The organism is Bacteroides mucinivorans (genome assembly GCF_034654355.2).
Lineage (GTDB): Bacteria > Bacteroidota > Bacteroidia > Bacteroidales > Bacteroidaceae > Bacteroides > Bacteroides nordii.
On sequence record NZ_CP178179.1, the window covers coordinates 1,908,661 to 1,926,893 of the forward strand.

General features: G+C 44.6%; 14 protein-coding genes. 5 read left to right on the plus strand and 9 right to left on the minus strand.

Going from position 1 to position 18,233, the window contains the following annotated elements; all coding sequences use genetic code 11:
- Positions 1-403: 403 nt before the first annotated feature.
- Positions 404-631: a hypothetical protein gene (locus tag VCM39_RS06695; RefSeq protein ID WP_221651402.1), complete on the plus strand. Its 228-nt coding sequence runs from the start codon at positions 404-406 to the stop codon at positions 629-631.
- A 200-nt stretch (positions 632-831) separates the two neighbouring features.
- Here VCM39_RS06695 and VCM39_RS06700 read toward each other — a convergent pair whose 3' ends face one another.
- From VCM39_RS06700 to cdd, 5 genes are all read right to left on the minus strand, one after another.
- A complete protein-coding gene (locus VCM39_RS06700) occupies positions 832-1,368 on the minus strand; it encodes a GNAT family N-acetyltransferase (RefSeq protein ID WP_251236852.1) in 537 nt (178 codons plus the stop codon).
- Between the two features lie 143 nt (positions 1,369-1,511).
- A complete protein-coding gene (locus tag VCM39_RS06705; protein ID WP_221651404.1) occupies positions 1,512-2,888 on the minus strand; it encodes an FAD-dependent oxidoreductase in 1,377 nt (458 codons plus the stop codon).
- A gap of 65 nt (positions 2,889-2,953) precedes the next feature.
- Complete coding sequence (locus tag VCM39_RS06710; protein ID WP_007486566.1) at positions 2,954-3,541, minus strand: DUF417 family protein; 588 nt, start codon at positions 3,539-3,541, stop codon at positions 2,954-2,956.
- An 88-nt stretch (positions 3,542-3,629) separates the two neighbouring features.
- Positions 3,630-4,469, minus strand: coding sequence for an AraC family transcriptional regulator (locus VCM39_RS06715; protein WP_221651406.1), 840 nt, complete (start codon positions 4,467-4,469; stop codon positions 3,630-3,632).
- The gene (gene cdd / locus VCM39_RS06720) at positions 4,469-4,951 is read right to left on the minus strand and encodes a cytidine deaminase (RefSeq protein ID WP_122200811.1); all 483 of its coding nucleotides are present in this window, start codon (positions 4,949-4,951) and stop codon (positions 4,469-4,471) included. Before cdd ends, VCM39_RS06715 begins: the two co-directional genes overlap by 1 nt.
- A 335-nt stretch (positions 4,952-5,286) precedes the next feature.
- Here cdd and VCM39_RS06725 point away from each other — a divergent pair, with 335 nt between their 5' ends.
- From VCM39_RS06725 to VCM39_RS06740, 4 genes are all read left to right on the plus strand, one after another.
- Positions 5,287-6,147, plus strand: a complete 861-nt coding sequence (locus VCM39_RS06725) for a glucosaminidase domain-containing protein (protein ID WP_322933794.1) — start codon at positions 5,287-5,289, stop codon at positions 6,145-6,147.
- Between the two features lie 158 nt (positions 6,148-6,305).
- Positions 6,306-7,553: an efflux RND transporter periplasmic adaptor subunit gene (locus VCM39_RS06730; RefSeq protein ID WP_221651408.1), complete on the plus strand. Its 1,248-nt coding sequence runs from the start codon at positions 6,306-6,308 to the stop codon at positions 7,551-7,553.
- A gap of 270 nt (positions 7,554-7,823) precedes the next feature.
- Positions 7,824-10,883: a TonB-dependent receptor gene (locus tag VCM39_RS06735; protein ID WP_322933795.1), complete on the plus strand. Its 3,060-nt coding sequence runs from the start codon at positions 7,824-7,826 to the stop codon at positions 10,881-10,883.
- A gap of 32 nt (positions 10,884-10,915) precedes the next feature.
- Positions 10,916-12,403 (plus strand): RagB/SusD family nutrient uptake outer membrane protein, encoded by a 1,488-nt coding sequence (locus VCM39_RS06740; RefSeq protein ID WP_322933796.1) that lies wholly within the window; start codon positions 10,916-10,918, stop codon positions 12,401-12,403.
- A gap of 201 nt (positions 12,404-12,604) precedes the next feature.
- Here VCM39_RS06740 and VCM39_RS06745 read toward each other — a convergent pair whose 3' ends face one another.
- The 4 genes from VCM39_RS06745 to araJ form a co-directional block, all read right to left on the minus strand.
- Positions 12,605-12,997: a hypothetical protein gene (locus VCM39_RS06745; protein WP_322933797.1), complete on the minus strand. Its 393-nt coding sequence runs from the start codon at positions 12,995-12,997 to the stop codon at positions 12,605-12,607.
- Positions 12,998-13,054: 57 nt separating this feature from the next.
- Positions 13,055-14,797 (minus strand): T9SS type A sorting domain-containing protein, encoded by a 1,743-nt coding sequence (locus VCM39_RS06750; RefSeq protein WP_323674029.1) that lies wholly within the window; start codon positions 14,795-14,797, stop codon positions 13,055-13,057.
- Positions 14,798-14,901: 104 nt separating this feature from the next.
- Complete coding sequence (locus VCM39_RS06755; RefSeq protein WP_322933799.1) at positions 14,902-16,716, minus strand: T9SS type A sorting domain-containing protein; 1,815 nt, start codon at positions 16,714-16,716, stop codon at positions 14,902-14,904.
- Positions 16,717-17,036: 320 nt separating this feature from the next.
- Complete coding sequence (gene araJ / locus VCM39_RS06760; protein WP_221651413.1) at positions 17,037-18,182, minus strand: MFS transporter AraJ; 1,146 nt, start codon at positions 18,180-18,182, stop codon at positions 17,037-17,039.
- Between the last annotated feature and the right edge of the window lie 51 nt (positions 18,183-18,233).

Genomic DNA, 18,233 nt, shown 5'->3' on the forward strand with positions numbered 1-18,233 from the left:
GGTTCAAAGATACTAATTTGAAAGCCAATCACAACTCCTGTTTGACAAAGTTACTTCTCATGATGCTGTTTCCAATGGTTCAAAGATACTAATTTGAAAGCCAATCACAACCGAATCAAAGCGTTAGATTCAAATGCTTTTGCTGTTTCCAATGGTTCAAAGATGCTAATTTGAAAGCCAATCACAACCATATATATCAACTCGTCCAACATTCCGCAGCTGTTTCCAATGCTTCAAAGATACTAATTAAAAATAAACCTATGGCCGAATGGTATATTATTGATTGTTTTTTGTAGTGATAATGTTAATATTGATTGAGTTTACAATGATAGATCAATTATACCTCTATTAATTTCTATTATTCCTATTATCATGTTATATTTGTAAATCAAATAAGAAACGCATGCTAATACCTATCATTATAATTTTTATTGCTGTTGCCATTATTTATCCATTTGTAAGATGGAATCATAAGTATGGTGGTTCTTCAGATTGTGCACCTTATCAGTTGGTGGACGAAGAGGAAGACGTAAAAATTACTATTAATGGGACTATTACTTTTAAAATAGAAGAGAAACCTTTAACGCCCTCACAGAAAAAGAAGAGAAGAATGAACTCTTCAAAGAAGTAGTTTTTACTCTTAGCCTTTAGAATATCAGCTAATTATATCTATTATTATGAAGAGTATGGATAGCACAAATAATGCAGCTAACATCTTGTAAATCAATGCTTATAAAAGTACGTACTTTTAGAGTATAAGAGTACGTATTTAAGTCGCTGTTAATTACCTATTTAACTCATATTTAAATACGTACTTTTGCGAGGTAAGGATTATAAGAGCTTTTCGTATGCCATCCTAACTCCCCTGCCATATATTATTTCCCCACAATATACAAAGCCAAGCCGTTCTAACATCTTATGCATGTAGAAGTTATCAAAATTGGTATCTACCTTGAAACTATAGATTCCTTTCCCGCGACTAAATTCTTCTACTTTTTGCATGAACAGAGTAGCTATGCCCTTTTGCTTCATTTCATTGGCCACAGCCAGGCGATGAACTACTACATAAGGCTGTTCACTTAACCATTTACCTTCGATGGCTTCATAGGCCGGTTCGCCATCAAAAGAGACTGCACCATAGGCTATTATGACACCCTCGTTACATAATACGCAGGCATAACCGTTCCGAATGTCACTGGCTATATTTTCGGGTAGGGGATAGGTTTCGTCCCATTGTTGCTTTTGTTGCCGAAGCATTTGTTCTTTGGCTTGCAGGATGATTTCCCATATTCTGGCTGCATCATCGGTGGTGGCTTTTCGAAAAGTAAATGGCATAATCTTTGATTGATAAGTTTGATTTTCTTTCATTTTGAGTTTTACTCTTTATGGGCAATGTTGTTACAAAAGTAAGAAAAATATAGCACTCCCCTGGTTGTTAAGATAAAAATAACGCCTGTTTTACTTTAATTTCTAACAGGCGTTACTTGAAATAAAAATCAGAACTATCTATTTCAATCAAATGTGAATAACTGGTTTAATACTTCACTCATACTTGGGTGTGTGAAAATAAAGTCTCGTAAGAAGCTGTAATGCTGTCCGGTTTTCATTGCCATATTGACAATGTTTATAATTTCTGATGCTTCGGCACAGAACAGGGTACATCCCATGATTTTTCCGGTATGTGTATCAATAATAGCTTTCAGCATGCCGTCTGTTTGTTGCAAAGTACGGGCACGTGCTACAGCTGTGGCCGGTAAGCGGGATACTTTGAAGGAATATCCTCTCTTGATAGCTTCATCTTCCGTCAAACCGACATGGGCAAGTGGCGGGTCAATAAATACGGAGTAAGCTATCGGATCACGGTCTTCGGTGGTGCGCTCTTTATCACCAAACAGTTTATTGCGGATAATCCTGAAATCATCCAGAGATACATAAGTAAACTGCGGTCCTCCCTTTACATCGCCCATTGCCCAGATGTGTGGAGTAGTAGTGTGCAGGTGTACATCCGTAATAATAGCACCGTGTGCATCTACTTTTACGCCTGCTGCTTGTAAGTTCAGGCCCTCTATCATTGGTTTTCGGCCTGTAGCCAGTAGGATAGCATCGCCTTCAACAAAGCAAGGGACGTCATCAGCGGTGTTTGTATATGTCAGAGTCACCCCATCTGCTGTATCATGTATGGACTGTGCACGGGCATTCAGACGAATTTCTACTCCCTTCTTTTCAAGTACCTTACGTACACTGTCTGCTATATCACGGTCTTCACGCGGAATGAACGCACTTCCTCCTTCAAGTATGGTTACCTTACTTCCGAACTCTGCATACATGGAAGCAAATTCCAGTCCGATGTATCCGCCGCCTACAATAATAAGGTGGCGTGGGAGTATGTCCAGATCCAGTAGGTTGGTACTGGTATACACGTGCTTGCTTTCTTTAACTCCATCGATGGCAGGGATAATGCTTGTAGCTCCGGTGTTAATGAAAATTTCTTTACCCTGAAGTTCTATCTCTTCGTCTGGAAGAACAACTTTCACCGTGTTGGGTGAAGTGAATGAAGCCATTCCCGTATAGATTGTAACATTGGGCCGACCATCCAGATCGCTGAAGTTCTTTTCTCGGAGAAAAGAGGTCAGTTCATTTTTACGGGTAATAGCCTGTTTATAAAAGTCACTTTGTTGCTTATAGTCTTCCTTGTACATCAGTCCGGATATCCCGGCCTCATGTACCAATGCTTTGGTAGGGATACAGGCTATGTTGATACATGTACCTCCATACATTTTATCAGACCGTTCGATGAGGGCGACTTTCCAGCCACGATTGGATAATTCGGCAGCCAATGTTTTTCCACCTTTGCCGAAACCTATGATAATAGCATCATATTGTTTCATATCTATATTCTTTTAAAGGGTTATTCTGTAGGTTTATAACATCCGAAGCGGGAGATTTGTTTCAGTTACCGGGTAGTAGCTGTCAAAGATTTCAATACCCGTTGCGAGGAGTCGGAAAGTAATACTACTGCGCCAGCCAGGATTACGATGTCTTTAATAACCAGTCTTCCGGCACCCGAGAGCAAGGGGAACCCATATTCGCCACTTCCTAAGTTGGGTACCCATACTTCGGGGGTAGTGACAAGAAAAGATAATGTGCCGAGTGTCATGATAATGGCGAGTGCATCTCCTATGATGCCAACTTTAGGGAAGAAGATACCGAGAAAAACCAGGATACCGATACTCATAATGAGCGCACCCAGTCCGTAAGAGAATGTGTATGTATTATTGGCTTCGTGCCATTCGCGGTTTTCGGGAACATATGCACCTTCGGCATTTTTATGTTCCTTGTATTCCGGAGCTCCCTTAGCGTAGAAGAAACTCATAAACGGACTGTTTGCCACGAAAGGTACGATGCCATCTGCCTCGTAGTGAAAATATTTCAATCCGCCAATCCAGACGAATACAACCAGAATGGCTACACGGATAAATTTGATACCGAAACTTTTAAGACCGGAGGTGAAGGTCAGAAGAGTGATTAATTTTTCTTTCATTGCTATAACTTTTTATGGGTTTAACTTATAGACGCAAAGGTCGGGGTTTTCCCATTTGCCGGAAATAGCAATTTAGCTTTATCGCTTGTCAATTTTTCCCTTCGGATGAATTTCGGAATTGTACAGTACTTTGTCCGGTCATGTTCTTGAAAAAACGGCTGAAAGAGGACTGGTCTTCAAATCCCAACAGGTCGGCTATTTCTTTAGAACTTTTATTGCTGTATAGTAATAATCGCTTGGCTTCGGCTTCCACACGCTCATGAATGACGCGCAATGGGGAGGGGAGTTTGCAGGCTGAAAAAATATTTGATAATGTTTTAGGAGATTTATGCAGCATATCGGCATAGTCCTGTACTTGTTTTTTCTCCCGGTAATGTGTATCTACCAGAATAAAGAACTGACGAATAATTTCAAAACTGTATTCCTTTTCCTGTGTGATGTTCAGGCGCCGGCGTGCGATACGGGTAGACTGGATTATGAAGCGTTTGAGCTGGATGCGGAGCATCTCTTCCTGTAAATTGTCCGATACGGAGAATTCTTTGCTGAGTGTATCGGCAATGTCGTTCAACAGTTTCTGTTCGGCATCATCCAATACGAACCGGATCACATGTGATGAACCGTTGAAGAGGAAACCGCTGCACGATACTTCGTGGTCGTTGCCATAAATACAATAGAAATTACTATTGAACAGTAGTGTCAGGTAGTCTCCGTCAATGGATTTGAATTCCAGATGTTGCAGGTTGGACAGAGAGATAACTTCATTCGGCACAAGTATTACCTCCTGATGATCTATTTCCAGCGTAATACTGCCATTTCGTACCCAGATAAATTTATAAAGGCTCTTTTCCTTTTGCAAGGCTTTGTCTGTATGGTAAGAATCGGTAAGGACGAGCTTTCCTTTTAGTTTGGTATTATATTGTTGTATCATTATTCTTTCATGGCTGAGGCGTCAAATGAGAGCGGTAACAGATCGCAGATACTTTTCACCTCATAAATTTCTTTCTTTCCGTAGAGCAGAATGCGGATGGGCTGTTTGTAGCGTTTCTCCGTTTCGAGTATTACCTGGCGGCAAGCACCGCAAGGGGGGATAGGGAGGTCGATGAAGTCCTTTTCCGTACGGGCAGCGATGGCAAGGGTCAGCACCGGTTGATCGGGATACTGAGAGTTGGCATAGAACAAGGTAGTGCGTTCTGCACATAAACCAGACGGATAAGCGGCATTTTCCTGATTGGTTCCGGTTACCACAATTCCGTTGGCAAGCAAGGCGGCAGCTCCTACTGAGAATTTCGAATAGGGAGCGTAACTACGCGTAGTTGCCTCCATTGCACTTGTCATCAGATCCTGGTCCGTTTTATTAAGTTCATCAAATGTGTATACTTTGATAATGCTGGTAATCGTCAGGTCTTTCATCTTTATCAAGGGTTTTTGTTCTACAATTAATGTTACAAAGTTAGGAAAGAGATTGATAATCCCAATTATTTTTATGATTTTTGTGGCATTTAACTCACATTTGGACAATAATGAATCAAACTCACCACAGAGTACCACTGAGTCTCACAGAGCTTTCTTTATCAGATGAAACGCGGATAAACGCAGATAAACGCAGATTAAAATACTGTTGTTCTTTATCTTATCCTTGTTTTTCTTTGCGAAAATCTGCGTTCATCTGCGTTTCAATTAATCATCTCTTGGTGCACCTCCCTGTGCGGGAAACACTTAGACTTGTCGTAATAACCCTTGCACTTATGCTTTCTGTGGGTGCACAGGCTCAGCGCAAAAATTCCCGTTATGTAGATTATATTGATAAGTATAAAGATCTTGCTATAGAGCAGATGAAAGAGCATAAGATTCCCGCCAGTATTACGCTGGCACAAGGATTGCTTGAAAGTGGTGCCGGAATGAGTGAACTGGCCCGTAAGAGTAACAATCATTTTGGTATCAAGTGCGGGGGAAGCTGGAAGGGACGTACGGTGCGGCATGATGATGATGCCCGTCAGGAGTGTTTCCGGGCTTATAAAAATCCAAGAGACTCTTATGAGGATCATTCTACGTTTCTGACTCGTGGGGCACGCTATGCTTTTCTGTTCAAGCTCAATATTACCGATTATAAAGGATGGGCACGTGGTTTGAAAAAGGCAGGGTATGCCACAGATCCTTCCTATGCCAACCGTTTGATTACTATTATAGAGGATTATGATTTGTATAAGTACGATTCCAAAGGTATTTATTCGGAACGTAAGTTGCGTAAACATCCGTGGTTGTTGAACCCGCATCCGGTGTATATAGCCAATGACATTGCTTATGTGGTTGCCCGTAACGGAGATACTTTCAAAGAACTGGGTGATGAGTTCGATATCAGTTGGAAGAAGTTGGTGAAGTATAATGACCTGCAACGCGACTATACTCTGACGCAGGGTGACATCATCTATCTGAAAGCAAAGAAGAAGAAAGCTCCCAAGCAATATAATGTGTATATTGTGAGAGATGGTGATTCTATGCATACCATTTCTCAGAAATACGGTATCCGACTGAAGAATCTTTATAAGATGAACCGTAAAGACGGTGATTATATCCCGGAAGTGGGAGATCGTTTACGGTTGAGATAATCTGAGTGTTTGTAACATTTCATTTGCTAAATTCGTACAGGGTGTTCGTTTTCGGACACCCTTCTTTTTTGTCTTGTTCCTTGTTTTCAGCACTTTAGTACTTTGGCACAGATTTAGTATCTCCAATCGTAAATCGCTAAATCGTAAATAGAAATAAGATGGACAGAGAAATTCCGAAAGAAGTACGTAACAAAGAACGTAATAAAAAGATTATTCGCTATTCAGCCATTGGGGTTACGGCCGTTGTGGTTATCAGTGTACTTGTTTCCCTGATGCGTACAGGGGTTCAGAAAAAGGATCTTGTACTTTCTACTGTTGACAAAGGTACAATTGAGGTCAGCGTCAGTGCATCGGGAAAGGTGGCACCGGCTTTTGAAGAAATTATAACTTCTCCTATCAATAGTCGCATTGTAGAGGTTTATCGCCGGGGGGGAGACAGTGTAGATGTCGGTACTCCTATTTTGAAACTGGACCTTCAAAGTACTGAGACGGAATACAAGAAATTGCTCGACGAAGAGCAAATGCGCCGTTACAAACTGGATCAGCTTCGTGTGAACAACCAGACCAAACTTTCTGATATGGCCATGCAGATAAAGGTGTCGGCTATGAAGCTGAACCGTATGAAGGTGGAGCTTCGCAACGAACATTACCTGGATAGCCTTGGTGCAGGTACTACCGATAAAGTACGCCAGGCGGAACTGAGCTATAATGTAGCCCAGTTAGAGTATGAACAACTCAAACAACAATATAATAATGAGAAACAGGTTGCTGCTGCCGAACTACAGGTACAGGAGCTCGATTTCAACATTTTCCGTAAGAACCTTGCCGAGATGAAGCGTACATTGGACGATGCACAGATTCGTTCTCCGCGCAAGGCTATTCTTACTTATATTAATAATCAGGTGGGTGCGCAGGTACCGCAAGGCGGGCAATTGGCTATTATTTCCGATTTGAGTCACTTCAAAGTGGAAGGTGAAATTGCCGATACTTACGGTGACCGTGTGGCTGCCGGCGGAAAAGCAATTGTGAAGATTGGTACGGAAAAGCTGGAAGGAGTGGTTAGCAGTGTGACACCGCTGTCAAAGAACGGGGTTATCTCTTTCTCCGTACAATTGGTGGATGATAACAACCGTCGTTTGCGTTCAGGTTTGAAAACAGATGTGTATGTGATGAATGCAGTGAAAGAAGATGTGATGCGGATTGCCAATGCTTCTTATTATGTGGGGCGTGGCGAGTATGAATTATTTGTAATGACTGCAGAGGATGAGATTGTGAAACGGAAAGTACAGTTGGGTGATTCCAACTTTGAATATGCAGAAGTAATAAGTGGTTTGCAACCGGGCGACAGGGTAGTGGTGAGCGATATGAGCCAATATAAGAACAAAACAAAACTAAAACTAAAATAGTGCTTCCCGCACGGGGAAGTACGGCAGGCGATGTTCGCTATCTTTAGATAGTATTGAATTATTAGCCTTTTGCAGAACAGGCTGTAGAATTATTCCACAAATATGTGGACCAATTCTACAGCCCTTTTTTCATTTCTTAGCTTTCCTTGGATAATTAATGTTTTTATTTACTGCTGTTTAGAATTAATTTGTTTCCTCGGCATCTTTAAGGTACAGTTATTGGGGTATATAAGTATAAATAGGTATTTGTAGATTTAAAATAATTAACCAATGAGAAACTTTAAAGTAGTATTGTTTGTGTTGGGTTGCCTGTGTGCAATACATGTTCAGGCACAGCAATTGGAAATAAAAGGTGTAGTGACATCATCAGACGACAAACAGCCACTTATCGGAGCTACCGTTTCTGTAAAAGGAGCACCGGGCCGGGGAGTAGTGACAGATATGGATGGTCGTTATACCTTGCATGTGGAGGCATCGGATAAATTCCTGGTTGTTTCCTATGTCGGGATGAAAACGGTTGAGGTGAAAGTGCCGAAGAACGGCGTTTTAAATGTGATGTTGCGCCCCGAATCACTGAGCTTGGATGAGGTAGTAGTGACCGGATACGGAAACTTTTCAAAGTCATCCTTTACCGGATCGGCCAATACGCTTCGGGCCGATATGCTGAAAAACGTGCCGGTACTCTCTGTTGAACAGAAGTTGCAGGGTATGACAACGGGAGTGAACATCACTTCCGGTTCCGGTCAGCCAGGAGCCAACCAGAGTATCCGTATCCGTGGTATGGGTTCGTTCAATGCATCCAATGAACCTCTTTTTGTCATTGATGGTGTACCGGTTACTTCCGGTAGTATGGGAGCCGGTACGGGTGCCGATGCTGCTTATATGAACAATGCTAAAACCAATGTGATGAGTACGCTTAATCCTGCTGATATTGAGAATATCACAGTGATAAAAGATGCCGCCGCCGCTTCTCTTTATGGTTCGCGTGCTGCCAATGGAGTAATCCTGATTACTACCAAGAAAGGGGCAGTAGGACGTACTAAAGTTACTTTGAGTGCCAGCGGAGGTTTTTCGAATGCAGCTGTCAACTTCCGTCCTACATTGAACGGGGATCAGCGCCGCGAAATGATTTACGAAGGTCTGTACAACTCTGCCGTAGACAAAGGACTGGAATCTCCCGTGGAGTATGCCAACGCCAATATTGATACGTATGCAGGGATACCGGAACTGGGATATACCGACTGGCGGAAAGAACTGATGCGTACCGCTCATAATCAGAATTATGAAGTATCTGCTTCGGGAGGTAACGAGCGTACTACTTTCTACGCTTCCCTCGGTTTCAACCGTCAGGAAGGATTGGTAGAGAACTCCAGCCTGGACCGTTATTCTGCCCGTCTGAACATGACACAGAAAATAGGTAGCCGTGCCGAAATAGGGGGGAATATGATGTTCACCCAGATGAGTCAGGAGATGAATGAAGAACGTGGTTCTAACATTAATCCATTTCTTTGTGTGGCTGTGTCTGCCACGCCTTCTATGCCGGTGCGCGATGCTTCGGGCAATTATGTGGGCTCTTATGCCGGCACCAATGTGAATCCGCTTCGCGACATCCGTACCGATTATAACCGTAGCCGTATGACGCGTATGTTCTCTACCGGATATGCTTCCGTAGATATTATCAAGGGATTGAAGCTGAAAGAGACGCTGAGTTATGATTATACCGTGCAGAAAGATTCACGTTATCTGAATCCTCTTAGCGGAGCAGGCCCCAAGAGCGGAAGCGATGCCCAGACTTCAAAGGGATTTACCGAATATGGTAAGCTATTGTCATCTACTTCGCTCAACTATGCCCGTACATTTGCCGCCAAGCACCATCTTGATGTATTGGTAGCTTATGAACTGGAAAGCTATCAGAGTGATAAGGCGATGGGAGAGAAAGCCAAGCTCCCTTCGGATGTGTTACTCGAACCGGATAATGCGGCTGTGCTGAAAAGTTTCGCTTCTTCTACGCAGGCATACAGGATGATTTCTTACCTTTCCCGTCTGAATTATGATTATGACGACCGTTACTACATTGCAGGCAGTTACCGTCGTGACGGTAGTTCCCGTCTTGCTCCCGAAAGCCGGTGGGGTGATTTCTGGTCTGTTTCCGGTATGTGGCATCTGAGCAACGAGTCTTTTATGGACGCTGTGAAGCCGATATTGAATGATGTGAAAATCCGTGCTTCCTATGGTGTCAACGGTAATCAGCCGGGAGCTTTTTACGGATATATGGGGTTGTACAGTTACGGACAGAACTATATGGGAGCCGCAGGTTCGTATGAATCTGCTCAGGCCAATCCAGGTTTGAAGTGGGAAAAGAATTACAATCTCAATATCGGTCTCGACTTAGCTTTTATCAACCGTATCTTTGTGAGCCTCGAATATTACAACCGCGATACCAAAGATCTGCTTTACAATCGACCTATCAGTGCTACTACCGGTTTCCTGAATTACCTGGCAAATATCGGGCAGCTCAACAACAAGGGAGTGGAATTTGAACTGCGTACCATCAACTTTGCCAGTCCGGACTTTAACTGGACGTCGGTGTTGAACCTGACGCACAACCGTAATAAGATTGTAACGCTGGATGGAGATATGACGCAGTCTATCGAAGGTTCCTGGTTTATCCATAAGATCGGCCTTCCTTACAATAGTTTCTACGTGAAAGAGTTTGCCGGAGTAGATCCGATGACCGGAAAAGCCCTCTACTATCTCAATACGCAGGATGAACAGGGGATTTACAGTAAAGAAAAGACCGATGATGCTTCTAAGGCACAAGCCATTCCGTATAAGTCTGCCGATCCGAAGATTTCGGGAGGTTTTACTAACATTATTTCTTACAAATGGTTCGACCTGGGACTTACCTTTACCTATTCATTAGGTGGTTATTCCTTTGACAAAGCAGGTACGATGATAGAGACTGACGGTAGCAAAGAAAAGTCATACAATCTGCCTGTATATGCCTTAGACCGCTGGCAGAAACCGGGAGATGTAACCGACGTACCCCGTTTTGTATTGGAACAAGGTGCCGGTCCGCAAAACTCTTCCCGCTATATTCACAGTACCGATCATATCCGCCTCAAGAACCTGACAATCGGTTTCACACTACCGGGACAGTGGACACAGAAAGCGCTGATAGAGAATGCACGTATCTACTTCTCGGGCAGCAACCTGCTGACGTGGGCCAAATGGAAACAATATGATCCGGAAGTACCGGTCAACGGTGAGGTGTTCTGTGAAGCTCCCGCCATGCGTACCTTCAATTTTGGGGTTGAGATAACTTTTTGATTTTACTCATTTATATTATAATACTCAGATATATGAAACGTACATTGATATATATATTTGCTGCCACATCGCTTCTTTGTTCTTCCTGCTCAGGTGACTGGCTGAACCTGAATCCGTCTACTTCTGTGACTACTCCGGAGGCTATCCGTACACTCGAAGAGGCACAAATAGCCCTGAACGGTATCTATCGTATTGCTGCTTCGCACAGTTACTATGGTGATAATTACCTCTATTATGCCGATTGTCGTGGCGAAGATGTTCAGGCACGTATCAGCAAAGGAGCCGGAAAGCGTGTATCGCCTTATTATGAATTTAACGTTACGGCAGATGATGCCTTGAACATCACGCGTGTATGGAATCAGCCTTACAGTGTGATTCACCAGGCAAATAGTCTGTTGGAAAGAATTGAATCCGGTGCAGTGGCGACGGATGATGTCACTGCCCTCAACTGTATCAAAGCCGAGGCGCTTGCCTTGCGCGGACTGGCTTTGTTCGATCTTACCCGCCTGTTTGCTATGCCCTATACATTGGACAACGGTGCTTCTTTAGGAGTACCTATCGAGATTAAAACGACACTGCCTACCCATCAGCCTGCCCGCAACACCGTAGCCGAGTGCTATCAGCAGGTGATAGACGATATGACGGGGGCACTGGATCTTTCGGCCCTCTCTACTGACAAGAAGGACGGGTATCTCAATGTGTGGAGTGTCAAAGCATTGCTTTCGCGCGTGTATCTTTATATGAATAATAATGAGCAGGCACTCGCACTGGCCAAAGAAGTGATAGATAACGGAGGGCTTTATAAACTGTTCACACACGAAGAATACCCCACCGTATGGGGAAAAGACTTCAGTTCTGAGTCGCTGTTTGAGTTTTACTATACCCTTTCCGAACCGGATGGCGGAACGGGAGGTGAGGGTGCTCCGATGGTGTATGCCGATAATGTGAAGGATTGGAATAACCTTGTACTCACCAAAGCCTTCCTCGATCTGTTGGGAGAAGACCCGGATGATGTGCGCCACGTGTTGAATCGCTTGCCCGAAAAACCGGCGGAAGATATACTGCCCGAAGGTTCTGCCGGCTATCCTAAGTATCTGAATAAGTATCCCGGCAAGACGGGGGATAATCCGCAGGACAATGACATCTGCATTGTCCGTCTCTCCGAAGTGTATCTGAATGCTGCCGAAGCTGCCTTTAAGCTGGGTGGGGCAGAAAACCTGAAATTCTCTCTGGATTGCCTCAATGCCATTGTGAGCCGTGCCAATCCGGTGAAGTCGGTGAAAGAATCAGAACTTAGCCTGGAACGTATCCTGAAAGAGCGTCGCAAGGAATTGGTAGGAGAGGGGCATGCTTTCTTTGATGCCATGCGAAATGGTTTGCCGGTGAATCGTACCGGTGGCTGGCATTTACCTTCCGTATCCGGGGCTGCGGTTATTACTCCGTCTGATCTGCGGGTAGCATTGCCTATTCCGCAAGCAGAGATAGATGCCAATCCGAATATGGTACAGAACCCACGTTAAGTGCTTTCTGCATGGGGAGGTAGATGGTTATGGAGTTAGATGGTTATAGAGTTGTAAGGTTATAAAGTGGTGGGGGAGAAGGTTATCTGGTGGAAGTAAAAAGAGAAAGATAGAGATGAAGACTTTTTGGAAGCAAAAGGATAGGAATATCTGAAATCGGCTAACTAAACTTTTTGTTGAAACCCTCCATCTGAGAATACTTTACATGAAAACGCTGCATGAATATGCAGATAAATGGGCTTTTCCGGTAGAATATACGCATATTCTTACCGGAAAAGCCTGCTTTTGTTGGTGAGAAATGATCTGTCCGGCACCGGGGAGCAGTGTGCGCGGCTCCGGGGAGCAACATGTTCGGCTCCGGGGAGTGATTTGCCCGGCTCCGGGGAGGGCTTCGGAAGCTCCTTTGATGTGCTTATTTGACTTATTAGGCAGCTGGAAATGACCGTGGAGAAAATAGCATAATGAACTATTCTTTATCTGCTTTTGATCATAAGGATCGTTGCGGAGAAGATCGTGTTTTGTGCTGATGCAAAAAATAATCAAATGCAAACTCTTTGCATTCTCCTGATGCGCCTGTAATGTCTTTAATTCCACCAACCGGGAGTTGGTTCCGCTATGGCGTTATAAAAAGGGTATAGAAAATACAATTTGTCAATCTGTCAGAATCAGAATCTTCTTCACGCTTGTAGTATGGGCAGTTGCCGTCCGGACAATGTAATTTCCCGAAGGCAGACTGAATGACGTTTCCGCAGTATTTACCGCTATTTGGCGGATCTTTACACCGCTATATGTATATACTTCTATACTGCTCTTTCCTGAAAGTCCGTTTACAATTACAGTATTGCCCGATGCATATACTGTAATTGCATCTTCAGACTCCTTTCCGATACCGGTTCCACTTCCATCAGAGTTTTGCCTCTCTGTGATATCGGCTACAAGGCTGTTGAGGTATACCTCCAAATTGGTGTATCCTTCCTGACTCAAAGTCGTTGCTTTTCCGTCGGTGGCATTGTTCGGGTTGAGACCGTTGGCTATCTCCCATACATCGGGGATACCGTCACCATCCGTATCTTTCAGTTGGTCGGTGGTAACTCCCCCCTTACTTAGCTCCGGCCAGGGACTGGAAGCTCCTGTGGGCATTACATCGGTGGGCAGATCGATAAGACCGGGCTTTTTGGCAGCATCATCGGATACGCTGCCTTGATAAGTCGCCGTTCCGGTTTCTGTTTCTTTCACGATGCGTTCGTCTATAATATCTCTTTCTTTGGAGCAACCGGCATAGAGCAATACTTGTTTGAATGCCTGTCCGGCGGTATGGGTAGTGATGACATCGGTTTCAAGCGGAGTATCCAGTTTCATTTCGGCCTTTACCTGATCATTGAAGGTGTTGTCGCACTCTTTATTATTGATCTGTTCATAGATACCTTTTGTCCAGTTGTCGGCAGTGACGGCCGCATTGCCCTCTATCACATTGCCGTCTACGTAGAACTGTCCCCATACATGTTCCATTGGCTTCCATGCATTAGGAGTGCCGTCGGCATTGGTACAGTATGCCGTAGTTCTTACGCCGATCTTGGCAATACGGTAACGTACTGCACTCTGAGGGGTTGCGGGACCTGGTTTGTAGTAGTTGTTTACGATGTTTACTTTCATACCTTCACCACCATAACATCCATTGCCTGCCCAGTTGTAGAATACATTGTTGCGCAGGTCCATATACTCCCGTTCCTGTGTTCCCGGACGCGGGCCAAGGCGGGGTACGCGGCTTTCGTGGTGAGCCATCAGGTTGTGATGATAAGATGCATGGGCACCTCCCCAGTTACCGCCATACCCGTGTTTCCCTTTGCTGTGTCCGGAAGTGCGCAGGCTTTCGGAGATAAGACACCATTGTACCGTTGTGTTTTCAGAACCATATACGGACAGGCATTCGTCAATAGACCAGCTGACCGAACAGTGGTCTACAATGATATTCTTTTTATCCATACCTCCCAGACCATCCGGTTCTCCACCGGTAGCTATGCTTGCTGTTCCTACCCGGAAACGCAGGTAACGGAGAATGACATCGTTGGCCGAGATGATAACCGGATAATCCGCCAGGCAGATTCCTTGTCCCGGAGCACTCTGTCCGGCAATGGTAATATTGTCATTGGAGATTTTCAGATCACTCTTCAGGTAGATGGTTCCGGCTACATCGAAGACAATGGTGCGTGCCCCTTTCTGCTTTACAGCGTAGCGCAAGGTACCTTTGGCCTCACTGTCCTCAAGAGTGGTTACATGATAGACGTTTCCTCCCCGTCCGCCTGTTGTGTAGCGGCCATGCCCTTCGGCACCGGGAAAAGCAGGAAGCTGTTGTGCAACCAGCCGGGTAGAGACTGGCAGGCATGTTAACAGCATCAGAAGATAGATTACTTTACAGGTTTTCATTTTAATATCTATTGAGTAAGCAAGAGGCTGTTTCAACTTTATTATGGACTAAAGTTGAAATAGCCTCTCAGGCGTTAGTTTGTAACTATGATTTTCTCGTTTTCTCTGTTTCCGTCGGCCAGGATATAAGTGATAATGTATACACCTGGTTGTAATGCCGGCAGATTGATTTCATTTTTCTTAGCCTGTGGATGTGAAGAGTATACCTGTGCACCCGTTAGGCTGTTGATATACAGTGCAGTCACTTCACTGTTGGTTGCGTAAGGACGTTCGATAGAAGTGCCGCCGCCTCCTGCCAGGTTGTTCAGGTAGTTTTCAAGATTGGAATAACCGTTCGCACTGATTGCTCCTCCGTCTGCGGGATTGTTCTTATCCAGCCCGTTAGCATCTTCCCAACTGTCGGGGATACCGTCGCCATCTGTATCTATAGGGGCAGATTCACCGTTCTTTGGAGTAAGATCAGGCCAGGGAGTCCAGTTTTCATCGGCATCGGCAGGTTTCAGATCGTCCTGAGAGTTGATCATACCAACAAATTTTACGGTAGGAGATGCCGGTTCTGTCTTGTTCCATTTGATAGCACCTCTGTCTACGGGTACCGATTCTCCTGCTGCTTCGGCCAGGATGCGTGTGTCTACTTCGTCGAGCTTCGGCAGTTGTGCTCCGGCTTGCCTGATGACTTTATAGTAGGCTTCTTCTGCCGTTTCTACATTGAGGTCGCTGCTGGCTGATGGGGTAGTCAGCTTTATATCGTTGATAAGGTTTGTACCCGCACGCAGATTGACTGCTTTCTTAGAGTTGCTTCCGTCTGCATATATCCAGTTGTCGGCATTCACCTGCGAGTGGTCTCCTTTGTTCTTATCGTTTTTGTATTCATTGGTTTCAAATAAGTTTCCGTCAATAAACCATTCTCCCAGTCCGGTAGCACTGGCGGCATCATGAGAACAGTCGGCAAACCAGCGTTCCTGGAATGTATTGGTGGCAGGCCCCGGCTTATAGTAATTGTTGATGAGATTGGTGCGTGAATAGGCCCCTTCGATAATTGAATGTAGTTGTCCACCGTATAAAGCGCCTTTGTTTCCCCAGTTGAAGTGCACGTTGTTGATAATCTCCGTGTCTACAAAAGCATCGTGTCCGCTGGCAGCTTTGTCACGGGCACCATTCACCAGCGGAGTACGGCCTACACAATGTGCAAACAGGTTGTGATGAAATGTAGAATGCTCGCCACCCCATTGTGCACCGTAACCGCGTGCGCCTTTATCATGTTTGGATACATAGAGCGGTTCGCTCAGGATACACCATTGCATGGTGGTGTACTTGTTATCGTACATCGTCACGTTTTCTTCCATTGACCAGCTAAAGGAACAGTGGTCGATGATAACATTCTCCGTATTTTCAATTCCTAATGAAGAGTAGTTTTTACCTGACAAGTCACCGGCACGGAAGCGTATGTAGCGTACAATAAAGTTTTTGCTGTGAATGTAGATATTGGCTCCCGAGATACAGATACCACCACCTGGAGCAGATTGACCTGCAATGGTTACATTGGGTCTGGGACATTTCAACCGTTCTTTCAGGACGATAGTACCACCTACTTTGAAAAGAATGGTTCGTGGGGTATCGTCTCCTGTACTCAGTGCCCAACGGAGGGTTCCTTCAATGGGCTCTTCCGTCGAAAGATAGTCCTCCAAACTTGTCACATAATACACTTTACTGCCTATGGCAGGATCTGTGGCACGTCCGCCGGTCGCGAAGCGTCCCCAGCCTTCGGCACCCGGAAAAGCAATTTGTTGTGCACTTGCCTGTGAACATACAGACGAAAGAGGAAGTAGCATAAGGCATCCGAGCAAGGCATGCTGCCGGAGGTTTTTCCTGAGAATAATGTTCTTCATTCTATATTTTATTAATGATTTAATATTGGCTTTCAATGATAGCGCACACTCCTCTAATCAGTGGGCGTTTGCGCTAATATGCATCTCAATTATAGCTTATCCGAATTTCTTTGCAATATTACGTGCTTTACAATGAACGCGTGTGTAATATCTGTTGTAAATGGAGGATGACCAATATTTTCCATTCACAATCAATTATTCCACATTCCTTTGTCAGCATATTTGTCGGAAATGCAGTGATAGGACCGGCCGGTTACTATCTGTTGCCATGAACCGGAAGATTTTTGCCGGAATATTGATTCTCAGGTTGTGCAGGAGTGTTAAATATATTTCGGTTGATACTTTTTATAGAAGATGAAGAATAACGTAAAGCCGATAAGGGCGAACGGTACGCCGGCCAATGCCGGATAACGGTAGCCATTGCTTACAACCAGTCCCCCTGCATAAGCACCGATGGCATTACCGAGATTGAAGGCTATTTGTACGCTGGCTGCTCCCAGCATCTCTCCACCTTTGGCTACGCGGATTATCAATACCTGTTCCGGACTGGAAACAGCAAATAATCCCGCTGTACAAAGGCACATCAGGATGACGGCCAGCCAATTGTACGGGGAGAAGAAGAAGATTAAAAGCAACATGATACAGATAAGCGCCTGTGCAGCCATTCCCACTTTTCCAGGTGTGTAGCGGTCGGAAAGACGCCCGCTAATCAGATTCCCCATTACCATACCGAATCCGGCAAGGATCATTAATGGGGTGATACTTTCTGCGGAGAATCCGGAAACATTGGTCAGCATAGGATTGATGTAGCTGTACCAGCAGAATACTCCACCGTTTCCTAAAGCCGTAGCACCAAGTATCAGCCAGGGGGCAGGAGTTTTGAGAAAACGGAATTGCCCTTTGAAACCGGTATCTTTCAGTCCTTCTACATTGGGCACCCAACGCCATATGTAATAAAGGATAACAACTCCCCATACACCTACTAAAAGAAAGGTGAAACGCCATGAGAGCATCGTACTCAGAGAAGTTCCCAAAGGAACGCCGAATAGGTTGGCAATGGTCATTCCGGCAATCATAATAGATACGGCTTCCGAACCTTTTCCTTTGTCGGCAACTTTCTCGGCTACGATGGAGCCTACTCCGAAATACGCCCCGTGTGGCAGTCCGGAGATGAAGCGAGCCAACAATAATACCCAATAATTAGGAGCCATTGCTGCACAAATATTGCCAAGCATAATTAGTGCAACGAGTACAAGCAGAATACGTTTCAAGGGATGTTTCCGGGCAAGAGTCAGGATAGGGGCACCCACGCAGACTCCCAATGCATAAGCAGAAATGAAATGTCCCGCCGCAGGAATACTGATATTTAAATCCTTTGCCACATCGGGCAGAATACCCATCATTACAAACTCGGCGATACCCAATCCTAAGGTACCGAACGCCAAAGCAATCAGACTCTTCTTCATACAAAACCTTACCTAATACCTTAATTTTCTTTTACCGGCTGCAAAGGTAAA

Excerpts from the sequence above, each read along its gene's own strand:
- VCM39_RS06735 (WP_322933795.1), top strand. The coding sequence starts at position 7,824 with ATGAGAAACTTTAAAGTAGTATTGTTTGTGTTGGGTTGCCTGTGTGCA.
- VCM39_RS06695 (WP_221651402.1), top strand. The coding sequence starts at position 404 with ATGCTAATACCTATCATTATAATTTTTATTGCTGTTGCCATTATTTAT.
- VCM39_RS06725 (WP_322933794.1), top strand. The coding sequence starts at position 5,287 with ATGCTTTCTGTGGGTGCACAGGCTCAGCGCAAAAATTCCCGTTATGTA.
- VCM39_RS06710 (WP_007486566.1), bottom strand. The coding sequence starts at position 3,541 with ATGAAAGAAAAATTAATCACTCTTCTGACCTTCACCTCCGGTCTTAAA.
- VCM39_RS06705 (WP_221651404.1), bottom strand. The coding sequence starts at position 2,888 with ATGAAACAATATGATGCTATTATCATAGGTTTCGGCAAAGGTGGAAAA.
- VCM39_RS06755 (WP_322933799.1), bottom strand. The coding sequence starts at position 16,716 with ATGAAGAACATTATTCTCAGGAAAAACCTCCGGCAGCATGCCTTGCTC.
- araJ (WP_221651413.1), bottom strand. The coding sequence starts at position 18,182 with ATGAAGAAGAGTCTGATTGCTTTGGCGTTCGGTACCTTAGGATTGGGT.
- VCM39_RS06730 (WP_221651408.1), top strand. The coding sequence starts at position 6,306 with ATGGACAGAGAAATTCCGAAAGAAGTACGTAACAAAGAACGTAATAAA.
- VCM39_RS06700 (WP_251236852.1), bottom strand. The coding sequence starts at position 1,368 with ATGAAAGAAAATCAAACTTATCAATCAAAGATTATGCCATTTACTTTT.
- VCM39_RS06740 (WP_322933796.1), top strand. The coding sequence starts at position 10,916 with ATGAAACGTACATTGATATATATATTTGCTGCCACATCGCTTCTTTGT.
- cdd (WP_122200811.1), bottom strand. The coding sequence starts at position 4,951 with ATGAAAGACCTGACGATTACCAGCATTATCAAAGTATACACATTTGAT.
- VCM39_RS06750 (WP_323674029.1), bottom strand. The coding sequence starts at position 14,797 with ATGCTGTTAACATGCCTGCCAGTCTCTACCCGGCTGGTTGCACAACAG.
- VCM39_RS06715 (WP_221651406.1), bottom strand. The coding sequence starts at position 4,469 with ATGATACAACAATATAATACCAAACTAAAAGGAAAGCTCGTCCTTACC.